The sequence below is a fragment of the Halobacillus halophilus genome (assembly GCF_020171985.1).
Taxonomy (GTDB): Bacteria; Bacillota; Bacilli; order Bacillales; family Halobacillaceae; genus Halobacillus; species Halobacillus halophilus_A.
This window is the reverse complement of record NZ_JAIVAL010000002.1, coordinates 240,311-265,184: the sequence shown is the minus strand read 5'-3', so window position 1 is coordinate 265,184 and position 24,874 is coordinate 240,311. Positions and strand designations below refer to the sequence as shown.

The following is a 24,874-nucleotide window of genomic DNA, read 5'->3' as shown; positions in this document are numbered from 1 at the left end:
TATCAAGGAGGTCTTTGATGACACTAACAAAAGATAATGTGAATGTTGAAGCACAAGCGATTGAAGCAAAGAAAGCTTCTAAGAGCTTAATGATTCTTTCAGATAAGGAAAAAAATGATGCTCTTCACCATATCGCGGATGTTCTGGAACGCGATTTCGAAACAATTCTTGCTGCAAATGAGAAGGATTTACGAAATGGAAGAGAACAAGGCTTTACAGAAGCATTTATGGATCGTCTTTCTTTGTCACAAGAGCGAATTCGTGACTTTGCACAAGGACTACGTGACGTTGCCGAACTTGAAGATCCTACTGGCAAAAAGCTCTCAGACTGGACACTTGAAAACGGACTTCAAGTTGAAAAAGTTACCGTGCCTCTTGGCGTAATTGGTATGATCTATGAAGCTCGTCCAAACGTAACGGTAGATGCAACAGGCCTGGCACTTAAATCCGGCAACGCAATCGTGCTAAAAGGCGGATCTTCAGCTATTAATTCTAACCAGGCTATCGTAGAAGTTATCCACAAAGCACTTGCGGAAACAAAAATACCTCAAGAAGCCGTGCAGTTTATTGCGTCCACAGACCGTGCCGCAACGAACCAGCTTTTCACTATGAAAGAACACGTCGATGTACTCATTCCACGCGGTGGAGGAAAACTGATTCAGGCAGTAGTGGAAAACGCAACTGTCCCTGTGCTTGAAACAGGGGTAGGAAACTGCCACATCTATATTGATAAAGATGCCGATGTGGAAAAAGCCATCAGCATACTTGTAAATGCTAAGACAGACCGTCCTGCTGTCTGTAATGCAGCAGAAACACTAATTGTTCACAAAGAATGGCTTGCGCAATACAGTGATGAGTTAATTGCTGCCTTGAAAAAGGAAAATATCAATGTCCATGGAGATGAGTATATCGTTGATCTTATTCCAGACGCTGTGCCAGCCGGTGAAGATGACTGGAAAAACGAATATCTAAGCACAGACATCGCTGTAAAAGCGGTCGATGATGTAGTAGATGCTATCTCGCACATTGAAACTTACGGTACGAAGCACTCCGAAGCGATCGTTACAGAAAATCAGGAGGCAGCTGATAAATTCTTAGCTATTGTAGACGCAGCAGCGATCTATCACAATGCATCGACTCGTTTTACGGATGGAGGCGCTCTCGGTTTCGGCGCAGAAATCGGTATTTCCACACAAAAATTACATGCCCGTGGTCCAATGGGGCTTCCCGCACTTACGACTGTGAAGTTCCTTATGAAAGGTTCGGGTCAAATCAGGTAAAATAAAGTATGACATGAAAAGGGACTCCTAATGAGGAGTTCCTTTTTATATTTAGACTGGGATGGAGCTACTATTCACAATCGCTTTATGTACTTCGGTAAATTGTATTTTCATATATACATATGCGGTTTATTAAAAAAACCCTCTATTTCGTAGAGGGTTTAGAAGTATATATAGGATCACGATCAATAGCCTGAGCAAGAGTAGGGGTTATTGATATTTGACCAAAGTCGATGCCCAGCTGGACAGCAGTATGAGCAATTTCCGGGCGAATACCTGAAAGGGTTGTAGAAACTCCGATCAGCTGCAGGCCGCTGATCAATTGAAAAATTTGGTGAGCTACCATTGTATCGACTAAGTACACACCTGACAGATCAATAAAAAGCTGGTCAATGCCTTTATCAGTGCACCCTTTTAAGGTGTTATCCATAATTGCACTGGCCCGTGAAGAGTCAATATCTCCAACAAGGGGGAGCAAAGCTCGTCCATTTGAAAGGTCAATAAGAGGGGAGCTAAGTTGATTAATTGTTTTTTGCTGTTTGTCTATCCGTGTGTCAAGCTGGTTGGATTTTTCTTCAACAACTCGCATCGTTACGATATCAAATGCTTTGATAAGTACTTCTTTCCATCGATCGATCTGTTCTTGAGTATAATCATTATCGGACACAGCAATAAACTCTTTGATAAAATACAAATATTGATCACGCACTCGCAAGAATTCTCTCATAATAAGATAGGTAGGCGTACTCAGATGTTCCGGATCACTGGCTATTTTCATAACCCAATCGTCAAACTCTTCAAGAAACTGATCCATTGGTTGAATAAAGACCTTACATAAGTGCTGATGAAATTCAAAGTTTTGTCCTTTTAACGTTTCAATGACTTTAGGATCTTTGGAAGCGTAAACCCCTCTAGGATCACTTTTATCCAAGGATTCGTACCATTGCTCAGTTAAATCTTCTGCTTTGTGGAGCAAAAAGTCATGCAGTTCTCTATTTCTTTGCATTCTATATCACCTCTCCTGTCGCTAAGCTGTTATCATTTCTCGTGTGTGGAAAAACAAGGAAACCTTATGGAGTAATTATAATACATTTAAAAAGTGAATGCAGAACAATCGGTAAATTTAATAGCAATTCATGAAAAAACTAAAAGGATTTATAAAAGATCTGTCGAATATAATATTAATTTAATATTTGGAGGCGAAATAGCATGACAATAAGAGACGTTTTATTAGAACAACTAGCCGCCATTTATGACGAAAACAACTGGTTTGTCTGTTATGAAATATCTATTCAGGATTTAGAAGATTATCAGGTTCATGAAAGACCAGATGACCATCAAACCCACTCTATTGCAGAACTCCTCAATCATCTCTACTTCTACAACTATCGCTATTTATGTCGCTTCAGGGGGGAAGAAGTAGATGAACTTCCCAGATACTACGACACGTTCCACAGTCATGGCAGCCTGTCATGGAGACAGGTAGCTGTGAATAACAGTGTTGTCTTTGCCGAATTTCGTAAAGAAATTAAACGGTGCAGTGACGAAAAGCTTGAGAAATGGGCTGCTACTCTGTCACACCTTTTTATTCATAATGCCTATCATATTGGACAGGTCGTTCATATCCGCAAACAATTCGGCACATGGAGTCTTTCTCCTGTGGTTAGGGGTTAAAAAATTTGCAATATAAGTCTGTTGTTCTTTTAGCGACCGTGCATAAACAGGTTGTCCATTTAAAATACAAAAATAATCCAGGGCTTTAGCCTGGATTATTTTTATTAACCTTCGTGAACATGCCCATGAGTAAAGTCTGCTTCTGATACAGGGACAGGTGTAGTGGTATCAAGACATGTGATTCCGCAGATACAGTCAAGGTCGAACGTCATACAGATTCCTGTAGATTTAAATTCAGTTATACCGTTTACTAAGTCGCATACGTCTTTTTTACTGCAGTGCTTACTCCAGGAAGCGTGGTTATTGTCTGGTTTAAGCAGCTCAAGTTTGATGCAGTTTCTCTTGTCATCTGTAAATTTAATAGCCTTGAAGATTGGTGTCTCTACGCAGTAGAAGGTTCCGTTAATCTTTTTAATACCACTAGCAAAGAAAGGTTTACAATCTTCACAGTAAAGAATGAAAGGAATGGTTGTATCCCCGTTTCCTCCTGTAGCAGGACCTACTAGATCACGAATAGACCGCTCACAGCTGACATCACATTCGTCAGCCAAAGCCACTTCTTCTTGAGCAGCTAGAATTTTTTCTAGAATATCACGAACACAGTTTCCTTTTCTTGAATGACATGACATTAAATATCTCTCCTTTTATTATTGATCATTCCTTATCATTCTATGTAGGATAAAGGTATGCGCCTGTACATCTGTCTATTTTCTATAAGATCAATAAGGTTTAAAAGTTTCTATATTATATAGGGCATCCACCAATACAAAAGGGAAAAGACAACATATAATAGGGTATCTATAATTAAAAGTTATAGATGCATGGTTTACCACACCGTGACATTTTCCCTACGTTTGGACGCAAGTCGTACACTTGCGTCTTTTTTTGTGTTCCTGGAAAGATACATAAGCATTGCATGGAAACTTAATAGTTTATTAAACAATAGGGCGGAATTGTGTAAGACTCAGTTTCGAGATTTTCTGGGTAAAGTAAAAGAGCTGTCAGTCTAACTGACAGCTCTTTTTGTATGGTCCTATTTTTTTCGGTTCACGGTTTTATCTTTTATAGTCTTCCAGGCTTTAGAAGAGGTATCGGAAGTTTTATCAATAGCTTCATTGCCTTTATCAGCTACTTTTTTAATAATATTTCCGGATGAATCAATCGTTTTACCGAGAAGGCCTCCTTCACCTGTGATCGATTTTATTATTTTACCTGAAGTATCCACTGTGTTGTGAACAACCTGATTGGCTTCTTTACTCACGTTCTTAATCAAGCTTTCTTTCTGCTCATTTGAGGACTTTCTATCATTCGCGGAGTTTTCATTCTGATGGTTACGCATGTTTGCATCCCTCCTGTAAAGTGTCCTACATCTCATACATATGGGTAAAGCAGAATAATATGACAGATAAAAATGAATACTCACTCATTTCTGTTGAATTTTCAGAATTATCGGTATAAAATGGATATTATATACTAACCGGACAGTATGCTTCCGGGGAAGGGGCAAATCGTTGAATTTTGATTACTCGGAGAATGTAAAAAGATATCAGCAGCAGATCCGAAGCTTTATGGAAGATGAAGTATATCCAAATGAGCGCTTGTATGAAGAGCAGTTAAACCAGCAGGAAACACGCTGGTCTTCTGTACCGCCCATAATGGAGGAATTAAAATCCAAAGCAAAAGAAGCGGGACTGTGGAATTTATTTTTACCGGATTCTACATATGGAGCAGGACTTTCAAACCTGGAGTACGCTCCTCTTTGTGAAATGATGGGACGTTCTCTTATAGGTCCGGAGGTATTTAACTGTAACGCACCGGATACAGGTAACATGGAAGTGCTTGCTCGTTACGGAAGTGAAGAACAAAAGAAAGAATGGCTGGAGCCTCTATTAAATGGAGAGATAAGGTCTTGTTTTTCTATGACAGAACCGGATGTGGCGTCTTCAGATGCTGCGAACATTGAAGCGCGGATTGAGCGTGAGGGGGACGAATACGTCATAAACGGTAGAAAGTGGTGGTCTTCCGGAGCCGGTGATCCTCGTTGTGAGATTGCTATATTTATGGGGAAAACCGATCCAGATGCTCCAAAATATGATCAACAATCTATGATTCTAGTTCCTTTGGAGTCAGAAGGGGTCAAAATTGAGCGTATGCTTCCCGTATTTGGTTATGATCATGCACCTCATGGACATGCCGAAATCACTTTTGAAAATGTGCGTGTCCCGGCTAGCAATATGATCTGGGGAGAAGGAAAAGGTTTCGCAATTGCGCAGGGACGCCTGGGGCCGGGGAGAATTCACCACTGTATGAGACTGATTGGTGCCGCTGAGCGCGCGCTTGAAGAATTATGTAAGCGTGTTCAGAATAGAACAGCCTTTCATAGACCGCTTGCAGAGCAGGGAGTGGTACGAGAGTGGATTGCAGATTCCAGAATTGAGCTGGAACAGGCTCGGCTTCTTACATTAAAAGCTGCTCATATGATGGATACCGTTGGGAACAAACAAGCCAAAACGGAAATTGCCATGATTAAAGTTGTGGCCCCGAACATGGCGCTTCGAGTCATTGACAGAGCTATCCAGGCTCACGGAGCGGCGGGGGTAAGTGAGGACTTTACACTGGCTGCCCAGTGGGCAGGAGCCCGAACCCTGAGGCTTGCTGACGGACCAGATGAAGTGCACCGCAGACAAATCGCTAAGCTGGAATTATCCAAATACGAGGAGTGAGAAAATGCATGTAAATGAATTGTTTAATTTGACCGGTAAAACGGCCATCGTAACAGGAGGCGGAAGAGGTTTAGGCGCACAAATTGCGGAAGGATTAGCCGAAGCAGGAGCTAACATTGTTTTATGCTCAAGAAAAGTAGAAGCCTGCGAGCAGATGGCTTCCAAATTGGAAAGTGAACTTGGCGTAGACACACTGGCTTTAGAATGTGATGTTACTAATCCTTCTCATATTGAGAATGTTGTCGGTCAGACGCTGGAGCGCTTTGGCCAAATTGATATCCTCGTAAACAATAGCGGAGCTACGTGGGGGGCCCCGACTTTGGAAATGCCGCTTGAGGCTTTTCAGAAGGTTATGAATGTGAATGTTACCGGCACTTTTTTAATGGCGCAAAAAGTGGGAGAGGTCATGGTTAAGCAGCAGTCCGGAAAAATTATTAACATTGCATCAGTTGCTGGACTTGGCGGAGCAGACCCCCGGTTTATGGACACTGTCGGTTATAACGCAAGTAAAGGAGCCGTTATTACCTTTACAAAAGATTTGGCCGTAAAATGGGGAAGCCATAATATTCAGGTTAACGCTCTTGCTCCAGGGTTTTTCCCTACCAAAATGTCTCAAGGCTTACTCGATCAGGGAGGCGATCTTATCCTCGACCGTACCCCTATGGGAAGGTTTGGAACAGATGAAGATTTAAAAGGGGCTGCCCTATTTCTAGCCTCCAAAGCATCTAACTATGTCACCGGGGACGTTCTAGTGGTGGACGGCGGGATGCATGCGTCTTGCTAAATGGACATCACGAAACAATTAATAAGGAGGAATCAATATGCAGGTGGAACAGATAGCTGTTATTGGAGCAGGATCCATGGGTCATCAAATCGCTATGCTGGGAGCATTAGCAGGGTTTCGTACAAGTTTACAGGACATTAGTAACGATTCGTTAACCCAGGCAAAAGATAAACTGGCTGACATTATGGACAAATGGGTGGCGAAAGAAAAAATTACAGAAGCTGATCGAAATGAAGCGTTCAGCCGTCTTACTTTTACGACTGACTTAAGAGATGCTGCGAGCGAGGCGGATCTTGTGATTGAAGCAGTAGTGGAGAAACTGGCAGTAAAACGGGAAGTCTTCAGCAAACTGGATGAGATTGTGCCATCTCATGCGATCCTGGCAACAAATTCTTCAACTATCGTAAGTTCGCTGATAGCAGACGCAACATCACGACCAGGAAACGTGTGCAATATGCATTTTTTCTTTCCACCTCTGGTTATGGATTGTGTGGAAGTCGTGAAGGGCGAGCATACAACTGAAGAAACAGCAGCTGTCGCTATGGAGGTTTGTGAACGGATGAACCGTACGGCTGTGCTGCTGCAGAAGGAAATTTCAGGTTTTATCGCAAACCGGATTCTCTTTGCTATTCAGAAAGAAGCGATGAGTCTGTATGAAGGTGGGTACGCAGACTTTAAGGATATCGATAAGATCACTAAAAAAGCGCTTCACCATCCCATCGGTCCTTTTGAACTGATGGATCTATCTGGCATTGATGTCGGTTATTACGTTATGCAGCAGCAGTATGAAGAAACCAAAGATCCGAACGATAAGCCATCTAAAACCTTGACCGAAAAAGTAGAAGCAGGGGAGCTTGGCAGAAAGACCGGAAAAGGATTTTACACGTACGACAACAAAGTCAGGAACTAGAGGGGGAAAGAATATGCATGAGCATGAAATCACCGTACGGTTTTGTGAAACAGATTTGTTAGGGCATGTAAACAACAATAATTTCTTTGTATATATGGAAGATTCACGTATCCGGTTTTTCGAGGATCTGGGGCTTGTGGGAGATGATTGGAATTTCATTCTTGCTTCGATCAAATGCGATTTCTTGAAGCAGGTCTATTTTAATCAAACGCTCACGATAAAAACGAGCGTTACGAAAATAGGAAATTCGAGTTTTCACTTAGAGCAGGATCTATATGAGAAGGAAAGTGGTGAAGTGACAGCCAGAGGTTACTCGGTAATTGTTCAATTTGATTTCAAAAACCATAAGAGCTCTCCATTGACTGAGGAGATGAAAGCTAAGCTTTCCTCATATCAGTTAACAGCAAAATAGAAAGGAGCCTCAGCATGCAGGAAACGAATGATACAAGAACCGTTCGCGCGGGAGAAGAGATCGATGTTTATGCAATTGAGCAATTCTTGCGGAATAATCTCTCTATTCCAGATGGCGAGTTACAGGTTCGTCAGTTTGGCGCCGGCCATTCTAATTTAACTTATGAACTTGCCGTAAATAATTGGCGCGCCGTACTTCGCAGGCCGCCGCTTGGCCCTGTCGCTCCTAAAGCTCATGATATGGAACGTGAATATAAAATTTTAGAAGCTTTGCACCCAGTATTTCCATTGGCACCGAAGCCATATTTGTTTGATTCCGGAGATGTATTAGGAGCCCCTTTTTTCATCATGGAACGGAGAGACGGACTGGTGTTCGATAAAGAATTTCCAGAGGGGATAGAACCAAGTCGGGATCTGGGAAGAAGGATCTCTGAATCCATGGTAGACCGTCTCGTGGAACTTCATTCCATTGATTATAAGGAGACTGCGCTTAAGGAGATGGTAAAGCCGGAGGGATTTATGGAGCGGCAGATCCATGGGTGGATCAAGCGATATGAAAAAGCTGAAACGGATGACGTGGTCAGCGGAGAGCGATTGAAAAAGTGGCTTATAGCGCATGTCCCATATTCTGAGGAAGCCGCCGTCATTCACTACGACTATAAGTTAAACAATGCTATGTTTGATCCGGATGATCCGGCGAAAATGGTAGGACTTTTTGATTGGGAGATGACCACAGTTGGAGATCCCTTGGCCGATGTGGGGGCTGCTCTCAGTTACTGGATTGAAGCAGACGATCCTGAACTATTGAAAACAGGGTTGGGTAAACCGCCAGTCACCGTTACGGAAGGTTTTTATACAAGGAAAGAATTTATTGAAAGATACGCTGAAAAAAGTGGTCGAAGTGTAGAGGATATTCACGTGTATCTCACGTTTGCCTACTTTAAGCTGGCTGGAATTATTCAGCAGATTTATTACAGGTACAAACAGGGGCAGACGAATGATCCTAGATTTGCGAACATGAATGTTTTTGTAAACAACCTGATTAAACATGCTGAAGAGACGGCCGGTATTTAAGCATGGGAGATATTCACGTTATTTTCAAAAAAGAAGATATTAAAGAGGAACTGATGGTGGGGAAAGTAGCGGTTGTGTTTGATGTTTTATTCGCTACTACGACGATAACAGCAGCCCTTGCGGATGGCGCCTCATCCGTCATCCCGGTCTATGATGCAGCTCACGCTGAAGAAAGAGCTAAAAATTTCTCGGAACCTTACATTTTAGCTGGAGAAGATCAGGGACAGGTCATCGAAGGGTTCCATCATCCTTTACGTACTCACTTACAGCCGGTAGTCAAAGGAAAACACGTTATATTAAGCACTACTAATGGAACGGTCGCGTTACAGCGTTCCAGTCAGGCGGATCGTTTGTACGCATCCTCCTTACTTAACAATCCGGCTATGGCTGCTTTTCTATCTGAGCGACACGAGAACGATACGATTATGCTCGTATGTTCAGGTTCAAGCGGCCATTATACACTAGAAGATTTCTATGGAGCTGGAAGTCTCATTCATTACTTACAGGAAGAGGGGAATTGGAATTTATCAGATGCAGCTTTAACCGCATGGCTGTTTTATAAAGGAAACCATCTGTCCGAAGCTGATCTGTTATGTGAATCCAGAATCGGCCGCATTCTCCTTAAAGCAGGACTGAATCGTAAAGAAATTGAGTTTGCTGCAAGCGAAGGATTATTTCATACCATACCAACCTATGACCCGATATCAGGGCAACTAAAGGAGGGGGATTATGAATCCCGTAAAACATGATGTCCGTGGTGGGGAATTTTTAATTACGGAGAGCAGTCCAGAAACCGTATTCACCCCTGAGGACCGCAGTGAGGAACATAAAATGATAGCTTCCACGGCTCGACAATTTATTTCCCGGGAAATACATCCGAACAGAAATGAGCTGGAAGCAGAGAATTATGAATTCGTTTCAGAGAAGATGAAGATTGCAGGGGATTTGGGGCTCCTGAGTCACAGTATTCCAGAAAAATATGGAGGACTAGGACTCGATAAAATCAGTAAAGGGATCGTAGGAGAGGCTCTGGGAAGCGGGGGTGGATATAGTGTAGCTCACTCCAATCATACGTGTATCGCGACGCTGCCCATAACCTATTTTGGCACAGAAGAACAGAAGAATAAGTATTTGCCCAAACTGGCCTCTGGCGAGTATATAGGAGCTTATTGTCTCACGGAGCCTGACGCTGGCTCGGACGCTCTTTCAGCCAAGACAACTGCTGTTATGAATGAAGAAGGCACCCACTACTTGTTGAATGGAACCAAGATCTATATCACGAATGCATCTTTTTCACATACCTTTATTGTTTATGCAAAAGTAGACGGGAAGGATTTTACAGCTTTTATTGTAGAGAAAGACTTTGAAGGGCTGTCGATCGGACCTGAAGAAAATAAGATGGGGATCAAAGGTTCTTCCACGTGTTCCGTCATTATGGAAGATTGCAAGGTTCCGGTAGAGAACAGACTTGGAGATGTAGGCAAGGGGCATTTAATTGCATTGAATGTATTAAATCTAGGCCGCTTCAATCTGGGTTTTGCCACGAATGGAGCAGCTAAACATTGTTTCAAGTTGGCCTTGGAACATACAACAGAAAGAAAACAGTTTGGCCGTTCCATTGCTGATTTCAGTGCTACTAAAGAAAAAGTAGCTCGTATGGCTGCGCGTATTTATGAAACGGAATCCCTCCTTTACAGAACGGCGGGTCATATAGAATCAGTTCTTGGTAATTATTACGATAGTGATAATCCAAAAGCAGTTGCCAAGGCGATGAATGAGCATGCATTGGAATCTGCTATATGTAAGATTAAAGGTTCAGAGACATTAGACGAAATCGCAGATGAATCTCTGCAGCTTCACGGCGGAGCCGGTTTCATTAAAGAATACGCAATTGAACAAGCTTACCGGGATTCACGTATCAATCGTATCTTCGAAGGGACCAATGAAATTAATCGCTTGCTGATTCCGGGCGTCTTTTTCAAAAAGCTGGGCAAAGGAGAATTTGATGCCCGTACAGTTTTGGAAAAGGCCGAGCATTCTCTGAAAAACAATTTGTTCAAACAAGTGGAAGGTCCTTTAGATAAACTTCAGGAAGCTGTAGCTTTGTTTCGAAATTTATACATTGTAGCAGCAGGCACAGCACTTAAAGTCCACGGTGAGACCATTCAGCACGAACAGGAAATTATGATGAAGCTTGCTAATATAGCGATCGCGTTATATTCAAGCGAATCAGCTGTGCTGAGAACGCTTAAAGCAATTCAAAGCTCCGATCAGGAAGCGGAACTTAAAACGAAACTCGCTTACACCGTGGTAGAGCAATCAGCTCAAGAAATACAACGGGCTTCTTCCTTTCTATTCTCTAACTTGATGACAGGAGAAGAACGAATAAGGATTATGAGAAATGTGTCCGTTCTTTTAAGTAACTATCAATGGGAAGATTCGATAGAACGCAACCGTACGATTGCTGAAGTGATGATGGAAGAAAAACAATATATTTCTTAGAAGGAGATGGATCGTATGAAACTAGGTAATGATCATTTGAGTGTGGAGCTTAACGGACCGGTACTTTCATGTGTATTAAATCGTCCTGATGCATTAAATGCATTTTCAGACGATATGATATCCGGATTAAAGGGAGCGATTAAAGAAGCTGAACAGAATGATGACATTAAAGTTGTTGTATTATCAGGAGCGGGGAGAGCTTTCTCAGCGGGCGGTGATGTGAAAGGTATGGGGTCTGGTTCTTCCCAGGAAGTTTACGACCATATCGGCAAGCTCAACGAGTTGATTCTTATGATAAAAGACCTTGCTAAGCCAGTGATTGCCGTTGTACACGGTTACGCAGCAGGGGCCGGTTTCAATTTAGTTCTTGCTTGCGACCAAATTTTAGCTGGAGAAGAAAGCAAATTCGTTCTTAGTTTCGCCCAGGTCGGTTTAGTCTCAGATGGAGGGGGGCACTACTTCTTAGCGAAAATCTTAGGACCATATCGTACGAAGGAGCTGTTATTCCGTGCAGAACCAATTCCTGTGGAAACAGCTGCAGAATGGGGACTTGTCAATCGCGTTTATCCTTTATCAGAATTAGAGGAGTCGGCAATGGAGTATGCTCTTCGTCTTGCTAAAGGCCCGGGACGTGCTATGGGTATGATGAAGAAAATGGTGGATCAGGCTGAGAATCAGGATCTGGCTGCTGTTCTTGAACAGGAACGCATTACACAGACGATGATGGTGACAACCGAGGATCATAAAGAAGGAGTACAGGCATTTAAAGATAAACGCAAGCCAGCCTTTACTGGCCGATAGGAGGAAACAGTGATGAAAGCTATTCAGTTTAAAGAGTACGGCGGACCAGAAGTATTAGAATCTGTCCAAGTGGATGACCCTGCATTAGGGGAAGGCGAAGTGAAAATAAAAGTCACGGCTATTGGCGTTAATTATGCAGATACAGCTCGACGAGAAGGGGCTTATGTAGTTCCAACGCCTTTACCTTTTATTCCCGGGGCTGAAGTAGCCGGGGTGGTGGAACAAACCGGCAAAGGTGCGGACCAATTCAAAAAAGGAGACCGTGTCGTCACTTTAGTTGGTTCAGGGGGATACGCGGAATATGTAGTAACGAAAGAGAGCAATCTTATCCCCGTGCCGGAAGAACTCGATGATGAGAATGCGGTAGCGATCCCTCTTCAGGGGCTGACGGCTTATCATCTGCTGACAACAATGGGGCGTTTGGAAAAAGGGGAAACCGTTCTTGTTCACGCTGCAGCCGGAGGAGTCGGCTCGCTCGCCGTACAGCTGGCGAAGCACTATGGGGCTGAGGTCATTGCAACAGCCAGTTCAGAAGAAAAGCTGAACCTCGCTAAAGAATTAGGAGCCGACCATACTGTGAATTATACCAATCCGAATTGGCGGGATGAAGTCATGGAAGCAACAGATGGAAGGGGAGTTGATATCGCTCTCGAGATGGCTGGCGGAGACATATTTCATGAAACCGTTAAGTGCATGAGATCGTTCGGGCGCTTAGTAGTCTATGGCGTAGCCAGTGGAAATCCGCCACAAATGTATCCATCTGGATTAATGAACAGAAATCTTTCTGTTATTGGTTTCTTTCTTCCTCAGATTATGAAGAAGCCTGTTTTATTTGAAAAAAGCCTGAAAGATTTATTAAAGCTTGTGAACACAGGGGAATTGAAGCTCACGGTTGGAGGAGTTTACAACCTTGATGAAGCCGCTCATGTCCACGAAATTCTCCAGGCTAGAAAAACGAAAGGAAAACTCGTTTTAAAACCTTAAGTTTATAATGGATTGGAATCCCGCAGGAGTACACCTCTTGCGGGATTTTATAATCTCTGGCGATTCTTATGCAATTCGACCCGCTGCTCAAGTGAATTTTAAGACAGTAGAAGATTATGAAGGATATTTGTAGGTAAAGATCGAAATGAAAACATCAGTCCAATTAGGAACCTTACTTGTTTAATGATATGACGATCGTTTAGGAGATGTTTGAATGTTTACATATAAAATTGATGAAGAAGTCTCATTAAAATTAATAGAACACAAAGATGCCGATGAGCTTTTTACGTTATCAAATCTTTCCAGAGAGCATCTTCGGGTGTGGCTGCCCTGGATTGACTTTACGCATTCAGCCGAAGATACAAAAAAGTTCATCCAGGCAAGTCTTGAAAGGCATGCTCGTAATGACGGGTTAACAGTATGTATTCTCTCAAAAGGGAATATCGCTGGAGTGGTAGATTTTCATGAAATACATTGGAATCATAAAAGAACCAGTATCGGTTACTGGGTGGGGGCGGAATACACGGGCCGCGGATTGCTGACCAGGGCCTGCCGCCACTTGTTCACGTATGCATTTGAAGATCTCGGACTGAACCGGATTGAAATAAGAGCAGCTGAGGAAAATTTGAAAAGCCGTGCAATACCTGAACGATTAGGGTTTGTTCAGGAAGGAACCATCAGGGATGCCGCAAATATGTACGGCAGCTATGTGAATCACGTGGTTTATGGAATGCTTGCCAAAGACTGGCTGTCTGACAAAAGCTAATAAATCCCTTAGTTGAGGTGAAATAAATGGGAGAGCGTAAGCTGAAAGTAGAGACGGTAAATGACACAAGCCCTGACAAAAAAGAGAGTGAAGATGCTTGGGTTATCAACCATGAGGCAGGTATTTACGGAGTCCTGGACGGAGCAACTCCTTTAGATGATTTTCAAGATGAGCAAGGTCACAATGGGGCTTTTTTAGCAGCTCGAATTTTCAAAGAACATTTTGAAAGTCTTGCTTCTAATGTAGATCTTACCCAAGAAGTTAGAGAGGCTAATTCAAAGTTGTATCACCAAATGCTTGCGTATGGGATCGATCTTTCTGAAGGCTACAAACGCTGGTCGACATGTGTGGCCCTTGTCCAGGTAGAAGAAACGCACGTCAATTACGCGCACTTGGTGATTCCATGATTGTGGCTGGGTACACACACAAGTCAGCCAAGCTGCTCACTAAGGATACCGTTAAAGGAATTAGTTCAAGAGCAAAATTAAAACGTGCATCCGACCGTACTAATGGAATCGATGTATACAACGAAAATTATTATGAAAATAAATTGAATCAATTACGTTATAATCGTTCGTTGGCCAATCAGCCAGATGGATACACAGTGGCAAACGGAATGAAAGATGCAAATCGATATCTTCAAACGGGCAGGATCTCCACTGAAGATCTAACTGATATACTGCTTGTTACAGATGGTTTATTCCACCCTGACTATGACCTTATGGATTCTTTTCAGCAGATAAAAACTATAGGTTTAACCCCTTATATTAACGAACTGACCAAAACTCTTGAGAAGCGCGTCCTGCCGATCGACGACAGGACGGCAGTTCGTATTACTTTTAACTCGTTTTATTCTGAATGATACTTTGCCACATAAACTGAAATAGAAAAATAGATGGGAGGAGAATAAATGCCTTTTTTGCAGCTTAAAGACGGAACCGAGTTGTATTATCAAGATCAGGGGTCTGGCAAGCCATTACTAATGATTCATGGGGTTTGGATGAGCAGCCGCTTCTTTAAAGAACAGGTTTCTTTTTTTCAACAAAAATACAGAGTGATAAATCTGGATCTTCGAGGCCATGGGAAATCGTCGAAAACGGAAGCTGGTCATACGGTAGCCCAATATGCGAGAGACGTAGCTGAGGTAATTGACATGCTTAAGCTTGAGGATGTTACTTTACTAGGCTGGTCGATGGGAGCCTTCGTTATTTGGGAATATATCCATCAATTTGGTGAGGAAAAGGTGAAAGCTACCGTTATTGTCGATGAGCTCGCTTCTGATTTTAAATGGGAAGATTTTGAGATCGGAGCTTTTGACCTTCCTGCTTTGACAGGAATGATGCGTGAGATCCAAACGGACCAAGTAGGTCTCCTGAGAGGATTTCTCCCATTAATGTTCAAGGAAGAAGTTGGGGAGGAAGACTTAGACTGGATGATAGAAGAGACAACCAAAGTTCCAGCTTCAATAGCCAGTGCTATTCTATTTGATCAATCCATTATTGACTGCCGTCCTTATCTTTCTTCGATAACTGTTCCAACTTTATTGTGCTTTGGCCGAGAGGAAAAATTGATTCCATTAGCTGCAGGAGAACATTTAAAAAACGAAATCCCCAATTCAAAGCTGGAGGTATTTGAATCGAGCTGCCACTGTCCATTTCTAGAAGAATCAGAACGGTTTAACAAGGTTGTCGATTCGTTCATTGCCTCGTCTCATAAATAATGAACGTTAGGGAGGGCGCTCCCTCCCTAAAGATGCTAAGTAGGTTTTATTTGTAAACGTGAAAGGTGGGGCATGATGAGGTATCTGTTTGACGTGAACCGATTTGTAGATGAGCGTGTGTTGACGGTAAGTATAAAAAATAAAGGACTTAATTACGGTTTGGGCTGCTTTGAAGGAATCAGAGGGTTTTGGAATGAAGAACAGCAGCAGTTATTTGTTTTCCGTTTGGAAGATCACTTAAAAAGATTCCATCAATCAGGAAAAAGTTTATTTATTCCGATCCCTTATTCAGTCCCCGATTTAAAACAAATCATTCTCAGACTCCTAGTATTGAATCAAGAAATGGCTGATGTCTATATACGCCCCGTGTGCTTTAAAGGTTCAGATACTCTTCGCCCTAATTTGAGTGATCCATATAATCATCTGGGCATTTTCACTACAGACTTAGACTATAAACCTAAGGAAGCTTTAAAAACATGCATATCCTCTTGGACGAGAATAGGGAGTAATATGATTCCTCCTCAAGTAAAACCAACGGGTGGATACTTGAACTCTGCTCTCGCGATCAACGAAGCCGAGCTAAATGGGTTTGATGAAGCCATTTTTTTAACGAAGGAAGGAAATATTAGCGAAGGCGCTACAGAAAACATTTTTATCGTACGTGATAAACAAGTGCTTACGCCACCTGTTTCTGATGATATCCTTCCGGGCATCACGAGGGACACGGTATGTACAATTCTAAAGAATGAATTTGGGATTATTGTTCAAGAGAAAAGCTTCACAAGGGTAGAAGTGTATGAAGCCGACGAAGTGTTTTTTACAGGGACAGCAATAGGCATAAAACCGGTAATTGAGGTGGATCGGCGGATGATTAGGAATGGCCGTGTGGGATCACTCACGAAACAGCTTCAGGCTATTTATGATCAAATAGTAAGAGGAAAGGTGAAAGGTTATCTGGATTACAATTTCCCAGTTTACTAATGTATAGGACATTAAGGAATAGACCTTTACCGGCTATAAGTCTATTCCTGATTGAGTTACTTTACGATCGCCAACAGAAATCCATCATATCCTTTGCTTCCTACTGTCTGAATCGCTGTTGAATCAATACGTGGTTCATTTGATAGAATATCAATCATGTCGCGAATACCCTCTATATCTGGATCTTGACTATCCTTTACCACTACTTCTCCATGGCGGACCACATTATCTACCACAATACAGGCCCCTTGAGCTGATAACTCTATCGCCCACTTGATATAAGAAGGGTTGTTTCTTTTATCAGCATCAATGAAGACAAAGTCAAAAGGATCCGTTTCTTTGTCTGCGAGTGAGGGAAAGGATTCATTTGCTGGACCGACCAGGATCTCCACTTTCTCCTTAAGTCCAGCATTTTCTATATTCCTTCTAGCTGCTTGAGCGTGTTTTTCACTTGCTTCCAATGTAATAAGCCGGCCTTCTTTTGGAAGAGCACTTGCCAGCCATATGCTGCTGTATCCACCCAGAGTCCCAACCTCGAGAATCCGCTTAGCTCCTTTGATCTTAGCCAGCACGTGAAGCATTTTACCTTGGGCCGCTGAGACATCAATGGAAGGGAGACCTGCTTCTGAATTAGATTTTAATACTTCGTTCATTGCGTCCTTCTCAGGAACGAGCTGGCTATTAAAATAGTCATCCACCTCGGTCCAGGTTTTCTGTGTACTCATTAAAAGACCTCCTTATTTTATGGATTAGGTAGAGCTAAATCTCTGCATTGCTTATTAAAGAAAAACTCCCATTACTTGAATACTCAGTTTCGAGATAAATGGGTCCGTTACGTAAGATGGACAAGGGCTGTTGGGGAAATAACTCGTCTTGTTCCATCACCCAGACACTCGAGACATAAGCCATTCATCAACGGACGGAAAGACCACCGCCCTTTTGATACTTGGCTTATGCTGGTCGTGTCTTTCGGGGTGATGCCACATTTGAACACTTTCCTATGGCCCTACACGACGTAGGGTCGATCGACGTTGCCACAGGAGGTGGCGACTTTAGTCGATCCTCCTTTTGGCCAAGAGCTTCCTCGCTCGTTTCACTCCCTGCGGGATCTCACCTAGTCCCTTCTCCCATGGGAGTCTCGCCATTTCCCCACCAACCCAACGATAGGAAGAAAAACGGACCTTTTGAAAAAGAGGAATTGTTCATAACTCATTTGCAGTAAACGCCTTTATATCAACGTTTTCCACTGTAATGAAGGAGAAAGTAGGAAATAGTTCCCTGATATCATGATAACGAAACAGGTAAGATTCAGAGTGATTTCGAGTTTCTGATCTGGCAAGGTCCGGAGGGGGACGATGAAGACTCCTGTGGGATGAACATGATCGGTAAGATCCCGGAAGGCGAAGCCTGAGGAAGCTTACCACATATAAGAAATTCGACTAAGACCGCCACGTCCTGTGGCAACGTCGAACGACCCTGCGTCGTGCAGGGCCGGAAAGCGGAATCGTCCCCCGCAGGACCTTCACTCTAACCTAATATCTCGAAATCGAGTCTTACAGTAACCGGCCCTATTGTGAAATAACGTGCTTACGAAAAATCAAGTAATTTTTAAAAGTGACCCTTCATTAGAGAAAGCTGCTGATTTTAGATAGTTCAATGTCGGCTTCTTTCAATGCTTCGTTAATATACGCTGCAAATTCTACAGCAATTTCTCCATCTCCATGAATACATATCGTTTGCGGTTCGATATCAATATCTACATTCTGCAAGGAAGTAACTTTATTTTCTTTGATCATACGGATAACCTGTTTTACCGCTGAGCGATGATCGGTAATTAAAGCGTTGGAGTCGCTTCTTGAGGTAAGGCTGCCATCCTGTTGATAGGTACGGTCTGCAAAGACTTCACTTGCTGTTCGCAGTCCGGCCTGGCGACCGGCTTGAACGAGCTCACTTCCTGCCAGGCCAAACAAAATAAGTTCAGGATCTACATCATAAACGGCTTGGGCAATAGCGTCAGCCAGCTTTCTATCTTGAGCAGCCATATTGAACAAGGCGCCATGAGGTTTAACATGTTGCAGATACTGCCCTTCTGCTTTTACAAATCCGTTTAATGCTCCTACTTGATAGACCACAAGATCATAAGCTTCCTCAGGACTAACATCCATTTTTCTGCGTCCAAACCCGGCTAAATCGGGAAAACCGGGATGAGCCCCAATCCCTGTATTATTTTCCGCAGCAAGCTGGACCGTTTTCTTCATGACGGATGGATCCCCAGCGTGGAAGCCACAAGCAATATTAGCAGATGTTACATATTTCAAAATTTCCTCATCTCTGCCTTTTGTATAGGTACCAAAGCTTTCTCCCATGTCACAATTAATATCTACAATAGGCATATACGTTCCTCCTAACGGTTTTTAAATCTGATCCCTTGTGCCAGCTGTTGAATTTGTTTTTCGCGTTCGAGTAATAAATACTGAGCTTGCTTATGACTAATTTGTTCGAAGCTCACTTGCTCTCCGGGTTTTAACTGGGCGATACGAGGGAGGTCTACGGTGGCTACTTGACCAATCTTAGGATACCCTCCTGTAGTTTGGCGATCAGCCAGCAGAATAATCGGATTGCCTTCTGCTGGCACTTGTATGGTACCAAATGTTACGGCCTCTGAAATCATATCCTTTTGCTTAGTAAGTTCTAATTTACTACCTTGAAGGCGGTAGCCCATTCGGTCTGATTGAGAGTCAATTTGGAATTGTTCTTCAAAGAATGAAGATTGGCTATCATCGGTAAATAGATGGAACTCTCGGCCTTCCATTACTTTAAGTTTGGGCTCATCTTGTATAGGGGCGCTGAATTCAGTAGCCACGAACCAGTCCATCGTCTGATAAGGCTTACTTCCTGCCATATCTTTGAGTTCGTCAAAGGCTTTTTGAGAAGAATTTGATAATTCGCCAAAGTTAATAGTATCTCCTTTATCCAAAGCCCGGCCTTTATAACCCCCTATTTCTGCTCTTAGGTAAGTAGAGGCACTTCCCATTACGGAGGTTACTTCAAAACCTCCTGCGATAGACAGATAAGCTCTGAACCCTTTTTTAGGATTTCCAAATCGAAGTTCACTTCCTTTTTTGATATATATCGGACGCCATAGCCCAACAGTCTCTCCATCAATCATAGGAGAGAGATTTCCACCGCAGACGGCTATCAGTGCATCTTCCTGGAATTCAAGGACAGGGCCTTTAAGGGTTATTTCCATTGTAGGAGTACGCTGGTCGTTTCCTACAAGCAGATTAGCAATTCGATGGGCTTCTGGATCCATCGCTCCACTCGTAATGACTCCATATTTCTGATATCCATAACGTCCCAGGTCCTGAATGGTAGTCAATAGACCTGATTTTAGAACTTTCAGCATCATTTATCCTCCTTAATTGCGAGGTACTCTTTTTCTGAAATGGACGTAAATTTAATTTTATCCCCTGGTTGCAAAAGAGAAGGAGGGTCTTCTTCAGGCTGAAATAACGGCAGAGGAGTCTGCCCAATTAATTGCCACCCTCCCGGTGTAGTAATCGGATAAACTCCTGTTTGACTTCCAGCAATTCCTACGGATCCGGCAGGAATTTCAAGCCTTGGATCATCCCTTCTAGGAGTGGAAATGGTCTCGTCCATTCCACCAATGTAAGGAAAGCCTGGAGCAAATCCGATCATGTACACAATATAATCTCCGTTCATGTGTTTTTTGATCACTTCATCTTCTTTAAGGCCCGTGTACTTGGACACATTGGCTAAATCAGGACCGTAATCCCCTCCATAACAGACAGGTATTTCAATCGTACGAGGTTCAGGTACTTTTTCGCGCTTGTTCTGTGTGAGCATTTGTCTTAATTGGGCACACACCCAGTCGTAGGGGAGGGTCTCCGTTTGCTTTATCTGCTGATAGACTAAAAAAGGACTGTATAGAATGGTTATATTAGTAAATGCTGGTATGTACTCGATGATCCACTCTGGTTGATGTTCGTCTAATAAATTCGAAATCGACTGTACTTCTTCATGAATTGCTTGTGAAATCTCATTTCCTAGATCAATGACAACTGCCTGATCTCCAAGAGGTTGAAATTCGTAGTTCATCAGTAAGCCTCCTTAATTAAACTATTCCTTCACCTATCCTATTAAACTATTCCCTTTGAATAGACATTTATTCTTCAAAATTTTAGGGGGTTAAGAAGTTATTTTCGTTTACAGAAAAGCGGAATGCGGTAAATATAATTATATCATTGGTTAAAAGGAGGGCGCACGATGCCTTGGAATATGAATGATTATCCTAGCTCTTTGAAAAATTTGGATACGCCAGTAAAAAAGAAAGCAATTGATATCGCAAATGCTATGCTCGATGAAGGATATGATGAAGGAAGGGCCATTCCGATTGCAACTGAACAGGCTAAGGAATGGTATGAGAATGCAACAAAAGATGAAATCAATGAAGCGAAGCAGATGGGTGATGATGAATTACAAAGCAGAGACCAGGACGATCAGCAGTATGAAAGCCGCCCTGAGCTATTAGATAAAGGGGAGCACGTGGTGCCTCATGAAGATGGGTGGGCTGTTCAGGCAGAAGATGCAAAGAAACCATCCAATGTTTATGAGAAAAAAGAAGAAGCTGTTTCCCGTGCTAAAGAGGTAGCGGAAAACAAAGGAACTCAAGTGATTATCCATAAGAAGGATGGAAGTATCCAAGAAAGAAAGGATTATTAAAAAGAGGTTTAAGGCAAAGAGTTCAGTGATATATACCAATTAATACAATAATTAGGAGGTATTGCAATGGCAGATAGTAAAAATCAATCCGAACATGTAGTAGCTCACGAAGATGGTTGGGCTGTGAAGGCAGAAGGTGCCGATCAACCAACGAAGGTTTATGAAAATAAACAGGATGCGATTAACAGAGCAAAAGAGATTGCTCAGAATAAAGGTACAAGTGCAATTATCCATAAGCAGGATGGCACGATCCAGAATCAATATTCTTATTCTGAATAAATTAGAGAGTCTTACTAGAGTACCCTTTCCCGGGGTGCTCTTTTTGTATGGAAATATGGTATGATAGGTAGACGATGATAGAGGGAGGATGAACCATGAACGGACAGAAGCGAAGTGATATTAAGCCGGGTTTAGAGGTAGATATCGTACTAAAAAAAGATCAGAGAAGTGGGAATGTGACCAGAGGGATTGTGAAAGATTTATTGACGAAGTCGCCTTCCCATCCTCATGGAATTAAAGTCCGACTGGAAGATGGACAGGTCGGCCGTGTAAAGAATATTCATACGTAAACGATACTAAAAACCAGCTCGAAAAAGCAACAGGCTTTCTCAAGCTGGTTTTTTGATACTAGGATCTGGTTTCTTCTATATAGCTGCGGAAAGGCATTTCTATTGTGAAGAAATTCCCGTCTGCATCACTAGTAGCTTCCAGGACAGTATAGGAAGTTCCGAAAATTCGTTCCATAGCGTGATCTCCATTATCGAAGGGTTCCCGGTCAATGGATAATCCAGATGAGAGAATCTTATGACGATCTTCTTCTGTAAGACTGCTGATTTCTTGCAGTTTAACCATAGGACGGGTAGTGGTCGTACCGCCTGGTTCTTCAATTTCATCATAATCTATCTCCACGTTAACTAGATCGTTAGCCTCACCCAATATTTCAGTAACAAAATCCTTCAGCTCAGAGAAATCCATTAAGAAGCGGACTTCTTCTGGTTCTAACCGATTTGTGAATTCAGCCATGTTCGTACCTCCTTCTATTTCTATACGAGTTATATTACCATTAGCTATATAAGATAAACCTTTTTAAATTGGAAAAAGCGGATCAGACCGTCGTCTGACCCGCTTTTGTGTTACATCGGAAAAAATAAAGTTTTCTTAAACTTGTTTTTTTAAATTACAAGCGTTGGTTGTTGAATCCCAACCTTTGCCGCGGTTGATTAGTTCTACATGGTAGTTTTATCAACTTAAACGACGCAATCCCTACCTCTATTGCATCCTTACAGCTCCGAAGCTGATCCAGTGTGATTAAGTCGTATCAAAACGTAGCAGAATGCCAGTCTCATACATATCACTCTTTCATTTTCCGAGTTGCCTTTTCTAAGGCACTAATTAATTATTATAGTATTCAAGGATACGTTTGTCAATCCGGTGCGTTTTGAATGCAACTACCTATTCGTCATCTTGCAACTTAATTATCGTACGGCCTCTTGTTTCACCTTTAAGAATCTGATGTAATTTCTCCTCGACTTCATCCAAAGAAATAACTACTTTCATGCGATTAAATACTTCTTTGGTTTTTAAGTCGTTCGCCATTCGATGCCATACCTTTTTCCGAGTTTCCATTGGACAATATACGGAATCAATGCCTAGGAGACTAATTCCCCGAAGTATGAAAGGATAAACTTGTGTAGGCACATTAACGCCCGCAGTTAAACCGCTCACTGCAGCTGCTCCATTGTACTGGAGTTTGCTAAGAACTGAAGCTAGCGGTTCGCCGCCGACGGGATCGACGGCAGCAGCCCATTCCTGCTTTGCTAGTGCTTTGATTTTGCCATTATAAACATCTTCTCTGGAAAGTACTTTATCAGCACCCAGATCTTTTAAGTATTCGGTGTGTTCTTCACTTCCTGTACTTGCATGCACGGCATATCCGCGCTTAGCAAGCATGGCTACGGCCATACTTCCTACACCGCCGGTCGCACCTGTAACGAGTACCGGGCCCTGATCAGGAGTAAGACCATTTTGCTCAAGGCGATAGACCGACAGTGCTGCAGTGAAACCTGCCGTTCCATAAATCATGGACTCTTCAAGTGTCAGACCGTCGGGAAGAGGAACAATCCAGTCAGCAGGAATGCTGGCATACTGGCTGAAGCCACCATCATGCGATACTCCAATTTCATAACTTGTGGCAATGACTTGATCGCCTTCTTTGAACCGTTCATCACGTGAGCGGACCACTTCACCGGCCAGGTCAATTCCGGGGATAATAGGGTAATCCTTCACAAGGGCGTTATCAGGCTGAGAAACCATGCCGTCTTTGAAATTCACGCTGGAGTAGTGAACCTTGATTAACACATCACTGGATGGAAGATCTTTGGCTGAAAGATTTTCCATCCTTCCTTTTATTGTGTCTCCATCTTTATCGATCTTATAGGCTTGAAAGGTTGTCATCTTTACACCTCATTTAATCTTTTTTGTCTTTATTTCGAAGATCTTCATTATATTGTTCTTCTGTAAGCGAATCATTTTTAGACTTTTCGCCTTTTTCCTGTTCTCGTTCTTCTTTTTTTATTTCTTCTGTGGGCATGCCATCAATTAATTTTTCTTTTTCTAATTTCTCTTCAAAACTCTGATCTCTTTCTTGTTTGCGCTTATCTTGTTCAGCCATAATGGCACCTCCGTTAAATAGGATACATACGTCATATTCCTTTTTTACCCATTTCTTAAACTACCGGAGATCGGTTATGGCACACAGATTCTATTCCTCTGGAAACCAAAAAATAAACTCCTCCTTTAAATCAGGAAGAGTCTATTTGTGATTGACTAATTTATTTTTTATGGATTTAAAAAGAGAAGAGTGAACGATGTAATCAAAAGCTGTGCTGATCACAAGTCCGTGGATAATAACCCCAAGAATCGTAAAGATGACGATAATCGTATAGCCCCCGGCCGTTTCAGGTTCAAACCCGGATCTTCCGAAGAATGTAAGAGAAAGGATAGCTGTGAACCAGGCGTCACTATAAGAATCCAATCCGTTTTCTATCAAATTTAAAGGAATGATTAATAGAAAAATGAGCACAAACGTGAACCCGGTAACTAAAAGCAGGTGCTGTTTTTTTAAAAAACGGATAAAAGGCAGAGTATAATACTTCGTAATCGATTTGAGTCGAAGTAAGTGAAGAATACGCGCTACCCTGGCGAACTGAAAAATAGCATCGAGCGGTATGGCTGCAATTACGATAAATGGATGTTTCTTAACGAAGCCCCATTTACTTTCACTTTTATAAAGCCTGTAGAGAAAGTCTACGAAAAAAATCCCCCACGTACTCCAGACAATAATACTATTGTAACCTGTTTCCTGCCATATAGTGGCCACCGAAAGTCCAGCAAGGAGGACCATGAAAATTTCATAAAATGTTTTAGATGGTTTTCGCTTTAGAAACTTCACCTTCTCAGGTCCTCCTTTGAAACTTGTCGAATAATATCCTTAGTATATCATTTGTTAGGGAGAAGGAACA

30 protein-coding genes are annotated in these 24,874 nt (G+C 42.4%); 19 read left to right on the top strand and 11 right to left on the bottom strand.

The features are described from left to right. Positions 1 to 17: 17 nt before the first annotated feature. A complete protein-coding gene (locus LCM11_RS05965) occupies positions 18 to 1,280 on the top strand; it encodes a glutamate-5-semialdehyde dehydrogenase (protein WP_224893328.1) in 1,263 nt (420 codons plus the stop codon). Positions 1,281 to 1,425: 145 nt separating this feature from the next. Here LCM11_RS05965 and LCM11_RS05960 read toward each other — a convergent pair whose 3' ends face one another. Continuing rightward, the gene (locus tag LCM11_RS05960; protein WP_224893327.1) at positions 1,426 to 2,286 is read right to left on the bottom strand and encodes an STAS domain-containing protein; all 861 of its coding nucleotides are present in this window, start codon (positions 2,284 to 2,286) and stop codon (positions 1,426 to 1,428) included. A 203-nt stretch (positions 2,287 to 2,489) separates the two neighbouring features. Between LCM11_RS05960 and LCM11_RS05955 the strand changes: the two genes are divergently transcribed. Beyond that, positions 2,490 to 2,954, top strand: a complete 465-nt coding sequence (locus LCM11_RS05955; protein WP_224893326.1) for a DinB family protein — start codon at positions 2,490 to 2,492, stop codon at positions 2,952 to 2,954. A 104-nt stretch (positions 2,955 to 3,058) separates the two neighbouring features. Here LCM11_RS05955 and LCM11_RS05950 read toward each other — a convergent pair whose 3' ends face one another. Beyond that, a complete protein-coding gene (locus tag LCM11_RS05950) occupies positions 3,059 to 3,583 on the bottom strand; it encodes a CotY/CotZ family spore coat protein (protein WP_224893325.1) in 525 nt (174 codons plus the stop codon). Positions 3,584 to 3,987: 404 nt separating this feature from the next. Next, entirely contained in the window at positions 3,988 to 4,293 is a 306-nt protein-coding gene (locus tag LCM11_RS05945; RefSeq protein ID WP_224893324.1) for a hypothetical protein, read from the bottom strand. Positions 4,294 to 4,465: 172 nt separating this feature from the next. On the opposite strand from LCM11_RS05945, the gene LCM11_RS05940 reads away from it, so the two are divergent. The 14 genes from LCM11_RS05940 (at position 4,466) to LCM11_RS05875 (ending at position 16,610) form a co-directional block, all read left to right on the top strand. After that, positions 4,466 to 5,677, top strand: a complete 1,212-nt coding sequence (locus tag LCM11_RS05940) for an acyl-CoA dehydrogenase (RefSeq protein WP_224893323.1) — start codon at positions 4,466 to 4,468, stop codon at positions 5,675 to 5,677. A gap of 4 nt (positions 5,678 to 5,681) precedes the next feature. Beyond that, positions 5,682 to 6,461 carry an SDR family oxidoreductase gene (locus LCM11_RS05935; RefSeq protein ID WP_224893322.1) on the top strand — a complete coding sequence of 260 codons (780 nt, stop codon included), beginning with the start codon at positions 5,682 to 5,684 and terminating at the stop codon, positions 6,459 to 6,461. Between the two features lie 37 nt (positions 6,462 to 6,498). Further along, positions 6,499 to 7,371 carry a 3-hydroxyacyl-CoA dehydrogenase family protein gene (locus tag LCM11_RS05930; RefSeq protein WP_224893321.1) on the top strand — a complete coding sequence of 291 codons (873 nt, stop codon included), beginning with the start codon at positions 6,499 to 6,501 and terminating at the stop codon, positions 7,369 to 7,371. A 13-nt stretch (positions 7,372 to 7,384) separates the two neighbouring features. After that, a complete protein-coding gene (locus tag LCM11_RS05925) occupies positions 7,385 to 7,783 on the top strand; it encodes an acyl-CoA thioesterase (protein ID WP_224893320.1) in 399 nt (132 codons plus the stop codon). A 14-nt stretch (positions 7,784 to 7,797) separates the two neighbouring features. Then, entirely contained in the window at positions 7,798 to 8,856 is a 1,059-nt protein-coding gene (locus LCM11_RS05920) for a phosphotransferase family protein (RefSeq protein ID WP_224893319.1), read from the top strand. Between the two features lie 2 nt (positions 8,857 to 8,858). Next, positions 8,859 to 9,605: a 2-phosphosulfolactate phosphatase gene (locus LCM11_RS05915; protein ID WP_224893318.1), complete on the top strand. Its 747-nt coding sequence runs from the start codon at positions 8,859 to 8,861 to the stop codon at positions 9,603 to 9,605. Further along, entirely contained in the window at positions 9,586 to 11,358 is a 1,773-nt protein-coding gene (locus tag LCM11_RS05910; protein ID WP_224893317.1) for an acyl-CoA dehydrogenase family protein, read from the top strand. The genes LCM11_RS05915 and LCM11_RS05910 overlap by 20 nt, the downstream gene beginning before the upstream one ends. 15 nt (positions 11,359 to 11,373) lie before the next feature. Continuing rightward, positions 11,374 to 12,159: an enoyl-CoA hydratase/isomerase family protein gene (locus LCM11_RS05905; protein WP_224893316.1), complete on the top strand. Its 786-nt coding sequence runs from the start codon at positions 11,374 to 11,376 to the stop codon at positions 12,157 to 12,159. Between the two features lie 12 nt (positions 12,160 to 12,171). Beyond that, positions 12,172 to 13,143, top strand: coding sequence for a quinone oxidoreductase family protein (locus LCM11_RS05900; protein ID WP_224893315.1), 972 nt, complete (start codon positions 12,172 to 12,174; stop codon positions 13,141 to 13,143). 214 nt (positions 13,144 to 13,357) lie between these two features. Continuing rightward, positions 13,358 to 13,909 (top strand): GNAT family N-acetyltransferase, encoded by a 552-nt coding sequence (locus LCM11_RS05895; protein WP_224893314.1) that lies wholly within the window; start codon positions 13,358 to 13,360, stop codon positions 13,907 to 13,909. A gap of 26 nt (positions 13,910 to 13,935) precedes the next feature. Next, positions 13,936 to 14,316 carry a hypothetical protein gene (locus LCM11_RS05890; protein WP_224893313.1) on the top strand — a complete coding sequence of 127 codons (381 nt, stop codon included), beginning with the start codon at positions 13,936 to 13,938 and terminating at the stop codon, positions 14,314 to 14,316. A gap of 2 nt (positions 14,317 to 14,318) precedes the next feature. Then, positions 14,319 to 14,771: a hypothetical protein gene (locus tag LCM11_RS05885; RefSeq protein ID WP_224893312.1), complete on the top strand. Its 453-nt coding sequence runs from the start codon at positions 14,319 to 14,321 to the stop codon at positions 14,769 to 14,771. 48 nt (positions 14,772 to 14,819) lie between these two features. After that, a complete protein-coding gene (locus LCM11_RS05880; RefSeq protein WP_224893311.1) occupies positions 14,820 to 15,629 on the top strand; it encodes an alpha/beta fold hydrolase in 810 nt (269 codons plus the stop codon). Positions 15,630 to 15,704: 75 nt separating this feature from the next. After that, positions 15,705 to 16,610: a branched-chain amino acid transaminase gene (locus LCM11_RS05875; RefSeq protein WP_224893310.1), complete on the top strand. Its 906-nt coding sequence runs from the start codon at positions 15,705 to 15,707 to the stop codon at positions 16,608 to 16,610. A gap of 56 nt (positions 16,611 to 16,666) precedes the next feature. On the opposite strand, the gene LCM11_RS05870 is transcribed toward LCM11_RS05875, so the two are convergent. The 4 genes from LCM11_RS05870 to pxpB all read right to left on the bottom strand — a co-directional run bounded on the left by LCM11_RS05870 (position 16,667) and on the right by pxpB (position 20,729). After that, positions 16,667 to 17,335 carry an O-methyltransferase gene (locus tag LCM11_RS05870; RefSeq protein ID WP_224893309.1) on the bottom strand — a complete coding sequence of 223 codons (669 nt, stop codon included), beginning with the start codon at positions 17,333 to 17,335 and terminating at the stop codon, positions 16,667 to 16,669. Between the two features lie 900 nt (positions 17,336 to 18,235). Continuing rightward, positions 18,236 to 19,003, bottom strand: a complete 768-nt coding sequence (locus LCM11_RS05865) for a LamB/YcsF family protein (RefSeq protein WP_224893308.1) — start codon at positions 19,001 to 19,003, stop codon at positions 18,236 to 18,238. Positions 19,004 to 19,014: 11 nt separating this feature from the next. Next, positions 19,015 to 20,016 carry a biotin-dependent carboxyltransferase family protein gene (locus LCM11_RS05860; protein ID WP_318246140.1) on the bottom strand — a complete coding sequence of 334 codons (1,002 nt, stop codon included), beginning with the start codon at positions 20,014 to 20,016 and terminating at the stop codon, positions 19,015 to 19,017. Beyond that, positions 20,016 to 20,729, bottom strand: coding sequence for a 5-oxoprolinase subunit PxpB (gene pxpB / locus LCM11_RS05855; RefSeq protein ID WP_224893307.1), 714 nt, complete (start codon positions 20,727 to 20,729; stop codon positions 20,016 to 20,018). The genes LCM11_RS05860 and pxpB overlap by 1 nt, the downstream gene beginning before the upstream one ends. Positions 20,730 to 20,897: 168 nt before the next feature. Here pxpB and LCM11_RS05850 point away from each other — a divergent pair, with 168 nt between their 5' ends. The 3 genes from LCM11_RS05850 to LCM11_RS05840 all read left to right on the top strand — a co-directional run bounded on the left by LCM11_RS05850 (position 20,898) and on the right by LCM11_RS05840 (position 21,922). After that, complete coding sequence (locus LCM11_RS05850) at positions 20,898 to 21,353, top strand: DUF2188 domain-containing protein (RefSeq protein ID WP_224893306.1); 456 nt, start codon at positions 20,898 to 20,900, stop codon at positions 21,351 to 21,353. 66 nt (positions 21,354 to 21,419) lie between these two features. Next, positions 21,420 to 21,632, top strand: coding sequence for a DUF2188 domain-containing protein (locus tag LCM11_RS05845; RefSeq protein ID WP_089754506.1), 213 nt, complete (start codon positions 21,420 to 21,422; stop codon positions 21,630 to 21,632). Between the two features lie 95 nt (positions 21,633 to 21,727). Then, positions 21,728 to 21,922: a YwbE family protein gene (locus tag LCM11_RS05840; protein WP_014642086.1), complete on the top strand. Its 195-nt coding sequence runs from the start codon at positions 21,728 to 21,730 to the stop codon at positions 21,920 to 21,922. 58 nt (positions 21,923 to 21,980) lie between these two features. On the opposite strand, the gene LCM11_RS05835 is transcribed toward LCM11_RS05840, so the two are convergent. The 4 genes from LCM11_RS05835 to LCM11_RS05820 all read right to left on the bottom strand — a co-directional run bounded on the left by LCM11_RS05835 (position 21,981) and on the right by LCM11_RS05820 (position 24,804). After that, positions 21,981 to 22,376 carry a hypothetical protein gene (locus LCM11_RS05835; RefSeq protein ID WP_224893305.1) on the bottom strand — a complete coding sequence of 132 codons (396 nt, stop codon included), beginning with the start codon at positions 22,374 to 22,376 and terminating at the stop codon, positions 21,981 to 21,983. A 429-nt stretch (positions 22,377 to 22,805) separates the two neighbouring features. Beyond that, positions 22,806 to 23,807, bottom strand: coding sequence for an NADPH:quinone oxidoreductase family protein (locus LCM11_RS05830; RefSeq protein WP_224893304.1), 1,002 nt, complete (start codon positions 23,805 to 23,807; stop codon positions 22,806 to 22,808). Positions 23,808 to 23,820: 13 nt separating this feature from the next. Beyond that, positions 23,821 to 24,024: a hypothetical protein gene (locus LCM11_RS05825; RefSeq protein WP_224893303.1), complete on the bottom strand. Its 204-nt coding sequence runs from the start codon at positions 24,022 to 24,024 to the stop codon at positions 23,821 to 23,823. Between the two features lie 141 nt (positions 24,025 to 24,165). Then, positions 24,166 to 24,804 (bottom strand): hypothetical protein, encoded by a 639-nt coding sequence (locus LCM11_RS05820; protein ID WP_224893302.1) that lies wholly within the window; start codon positions 24,802 to 24,804, stop codon positions 24,166 to 24,168. Positions 24,805 to 24,874: the final 70 nt, after the last annotated feature.

Excerpts from the sequence above, each read along its gene's own strand:
- LCM11_RS05965 (WP_224893328.1), top strand. The coding sequence starts at position 18 with ATGACACTAACAAAAGATAATGTGAATGTTGAAGCACAAGCGATTGAA.
- LCM11_RS05960 (WP_224893327.1), bottom strand. The coding sequence starts at position 2,286 with ATGCAAAGAAATAGAGAACTGCATGACTTTTTGCTCCACAAAGCAGAA.
- LCM11_RS05955 (WP_224893326.1), top strand. The coding sequence starts at position 2,490 with ATGACAATAAGAGACGTTTTATTAGAACAACTAGCCGCCATTTATGAC.
- LCM11_RS05950 (WP_224893325.1), bottom strand. The coding sequence starts at position 3,583 with ATGTCATGTCATTCAAGAAAAGGAAACTGTGTTCGTGATATTCTAGAA.
- LCM11_RS05945 (WP_224893324.1), bottom strand. The coding sequence starts at position 4,293 with ATGCGTAACCATCAGAATGAAAACTCCGCGAATGATAGAAAGTCCTCA.
- LCM11_RS05935 (WP_224893322.1), top strand. The coding sequence starts at position 5,682 with ATGCATGTAAATGAATTGTTTAATTTGACCGGTAAAACGGCCATCGTA.
- LCM11_RS05930 (WP_224893321.1), top strand. The coding sequence starts at position 6,499 with ATGCAGGTGGAACAGATAGCTGTTATTGGAGCAGGATCCATGGGTCAT.
- LCM11_RS05925 (WP_224893320.1), top strand. The coding sequence starts at position 7,385 with ATGCATGAGCATGAAATCACCGTACGGTTTTGTGAAACAGATTTGTTA.
- LCM11_RS05920 (WP_224893319.1), top strand. The coding sequence starts at position 7,798 with ATGCAGGAAACGAATGATACAAGAACCGTTCGCGCGGGAGAAGAGATC.
- LCM11_RS05915 (WP_224893318.1), top strand. The coding sequence starts at position 8,859 with ATGGGAGATATTCACGTTATTTTCAAAAAAGAAGATATTAAAGAGGAA.
- LCM11_RS05910 (WP_224893317.1), top strand. The coding sequence starts at position 9,586 with ATGAATCCCGTAAAACATGATGTCCGTGGTGGGGAATTTTTAATTACG.
- LCM11_RS05905 (WP_224893316.1), top strand. The coding sequence starts at position 11,374 with ATGAAACTAGGTAATGATCATTTGAGTGTGGAGCTTAACGGACCGGTA.
- LCM11_RS05900 (WP_224893315.1), top strand. The coding sequence starts at position 12,172 with ATGAAAGCTATTCAGTTTAAAGAGTACGGCGGACCAGAAGTATTAGAA.
- LCM11_RS05895 (WP_224893314.1), top strand. The coding sequence starts at position 13,358 with ATGTTTACATATAAAATTGATGAAGAAGTCTCATTAAAATTAATAGAA.
- LCM11_RS05890 (WP_224893313.1), top strand. The coding sequence starts at position 13,936 with ATGGGAGAGCGTAAGCTGAAAGTAGAGACGGTAAATGACACAAGCCCT.
- LCM11_RS05880 (WP_224893311.1), top strand. The coding sequence starts at position 14,820 with ATGCCTTTTTTGCAGCTTAAAGACGGAACCGAGTTGTATTATCAAGAT.
- LCM11_RS05875 (WP_224893310.1), top strand. The coding sequence starts at position 15,705 with ATGAGGTATCTGTTTGACGTGAACCGATTTGTAGATGAGCGTGTGTTG.
- LCM11_RS05870 (WP_224893309.1), bottom strand. The coding sequence starts at position 17,335 with ATGAGTACACAGAAAACCTGGACCGAGGTGGATGACTATTTTAATAGC.
- LCM11_RS05865 (WP_224893308.1), bottom strand. The coding sequence starts at position 19,003 with ATGCCTATTGTAGATATTAATTGTGACATGGGAGAAAGCTTTGGTACC.
- LCM11_RS05860 (WP_318246140.1), bottom strand. The coding sequence starts at position 20,016 with ATGCTGAAAGTTCTAAAATCAGGTCTATTGACTACCATTCAGGACCTG.
- pxpB (WP_224893307.1), bottom strand. The coding sequence starts at position 20,729 with ATGAACTACGAATTTCAACCTCTTGGAGATCAGGCAGTTGTCATTGAT.
- LCM11_RS05850 (WP_224893306.1), top strand. The coding sequence starts at position 20,898 with ATGCCTTGGAATATGAATGATTATCCTAGCTCTTTGAAAAATTTGGAT.
- LCM11_RS05845 (WP_089754506.1), top strand. The coding sequence starts at position 21,420 with ATGGCAGATAGTAAAAATCAATCCGAACATGTAGTAGCTCACGAAGAT.
- LCM11_RS05840 (WP_014642086.1), top strand. The coding sequence starts at position 21,728 with ATGAACGGACAGAAGCGAAGTGATATTAAGCCGGGTTTAGAGGTAGAT.
- LCM11_RS05835 (WP_224893305.1), bottom strand. The coding sequence starts at position 22,376 with ATGGCTGAATTCACAAATCGGTTAGAACCAGAAGAAGTCCGCTTCTTA.
- LCM11_RS05830 (WP_224893304.1), bottom strand. The coding sequence starts at position 23,807 with ATGACAACCTTTCAAGCCTATAAGATCGATAAAGATGGAGACACAATA.
- LCM11_RS05825 (WP_224893303.1), bottom strand. The coding sequence starts at position 24,024 with ATGGCTGAACAAGATAAGCGCAAACAAGAAAGAGATCAGAGTTTTGAA.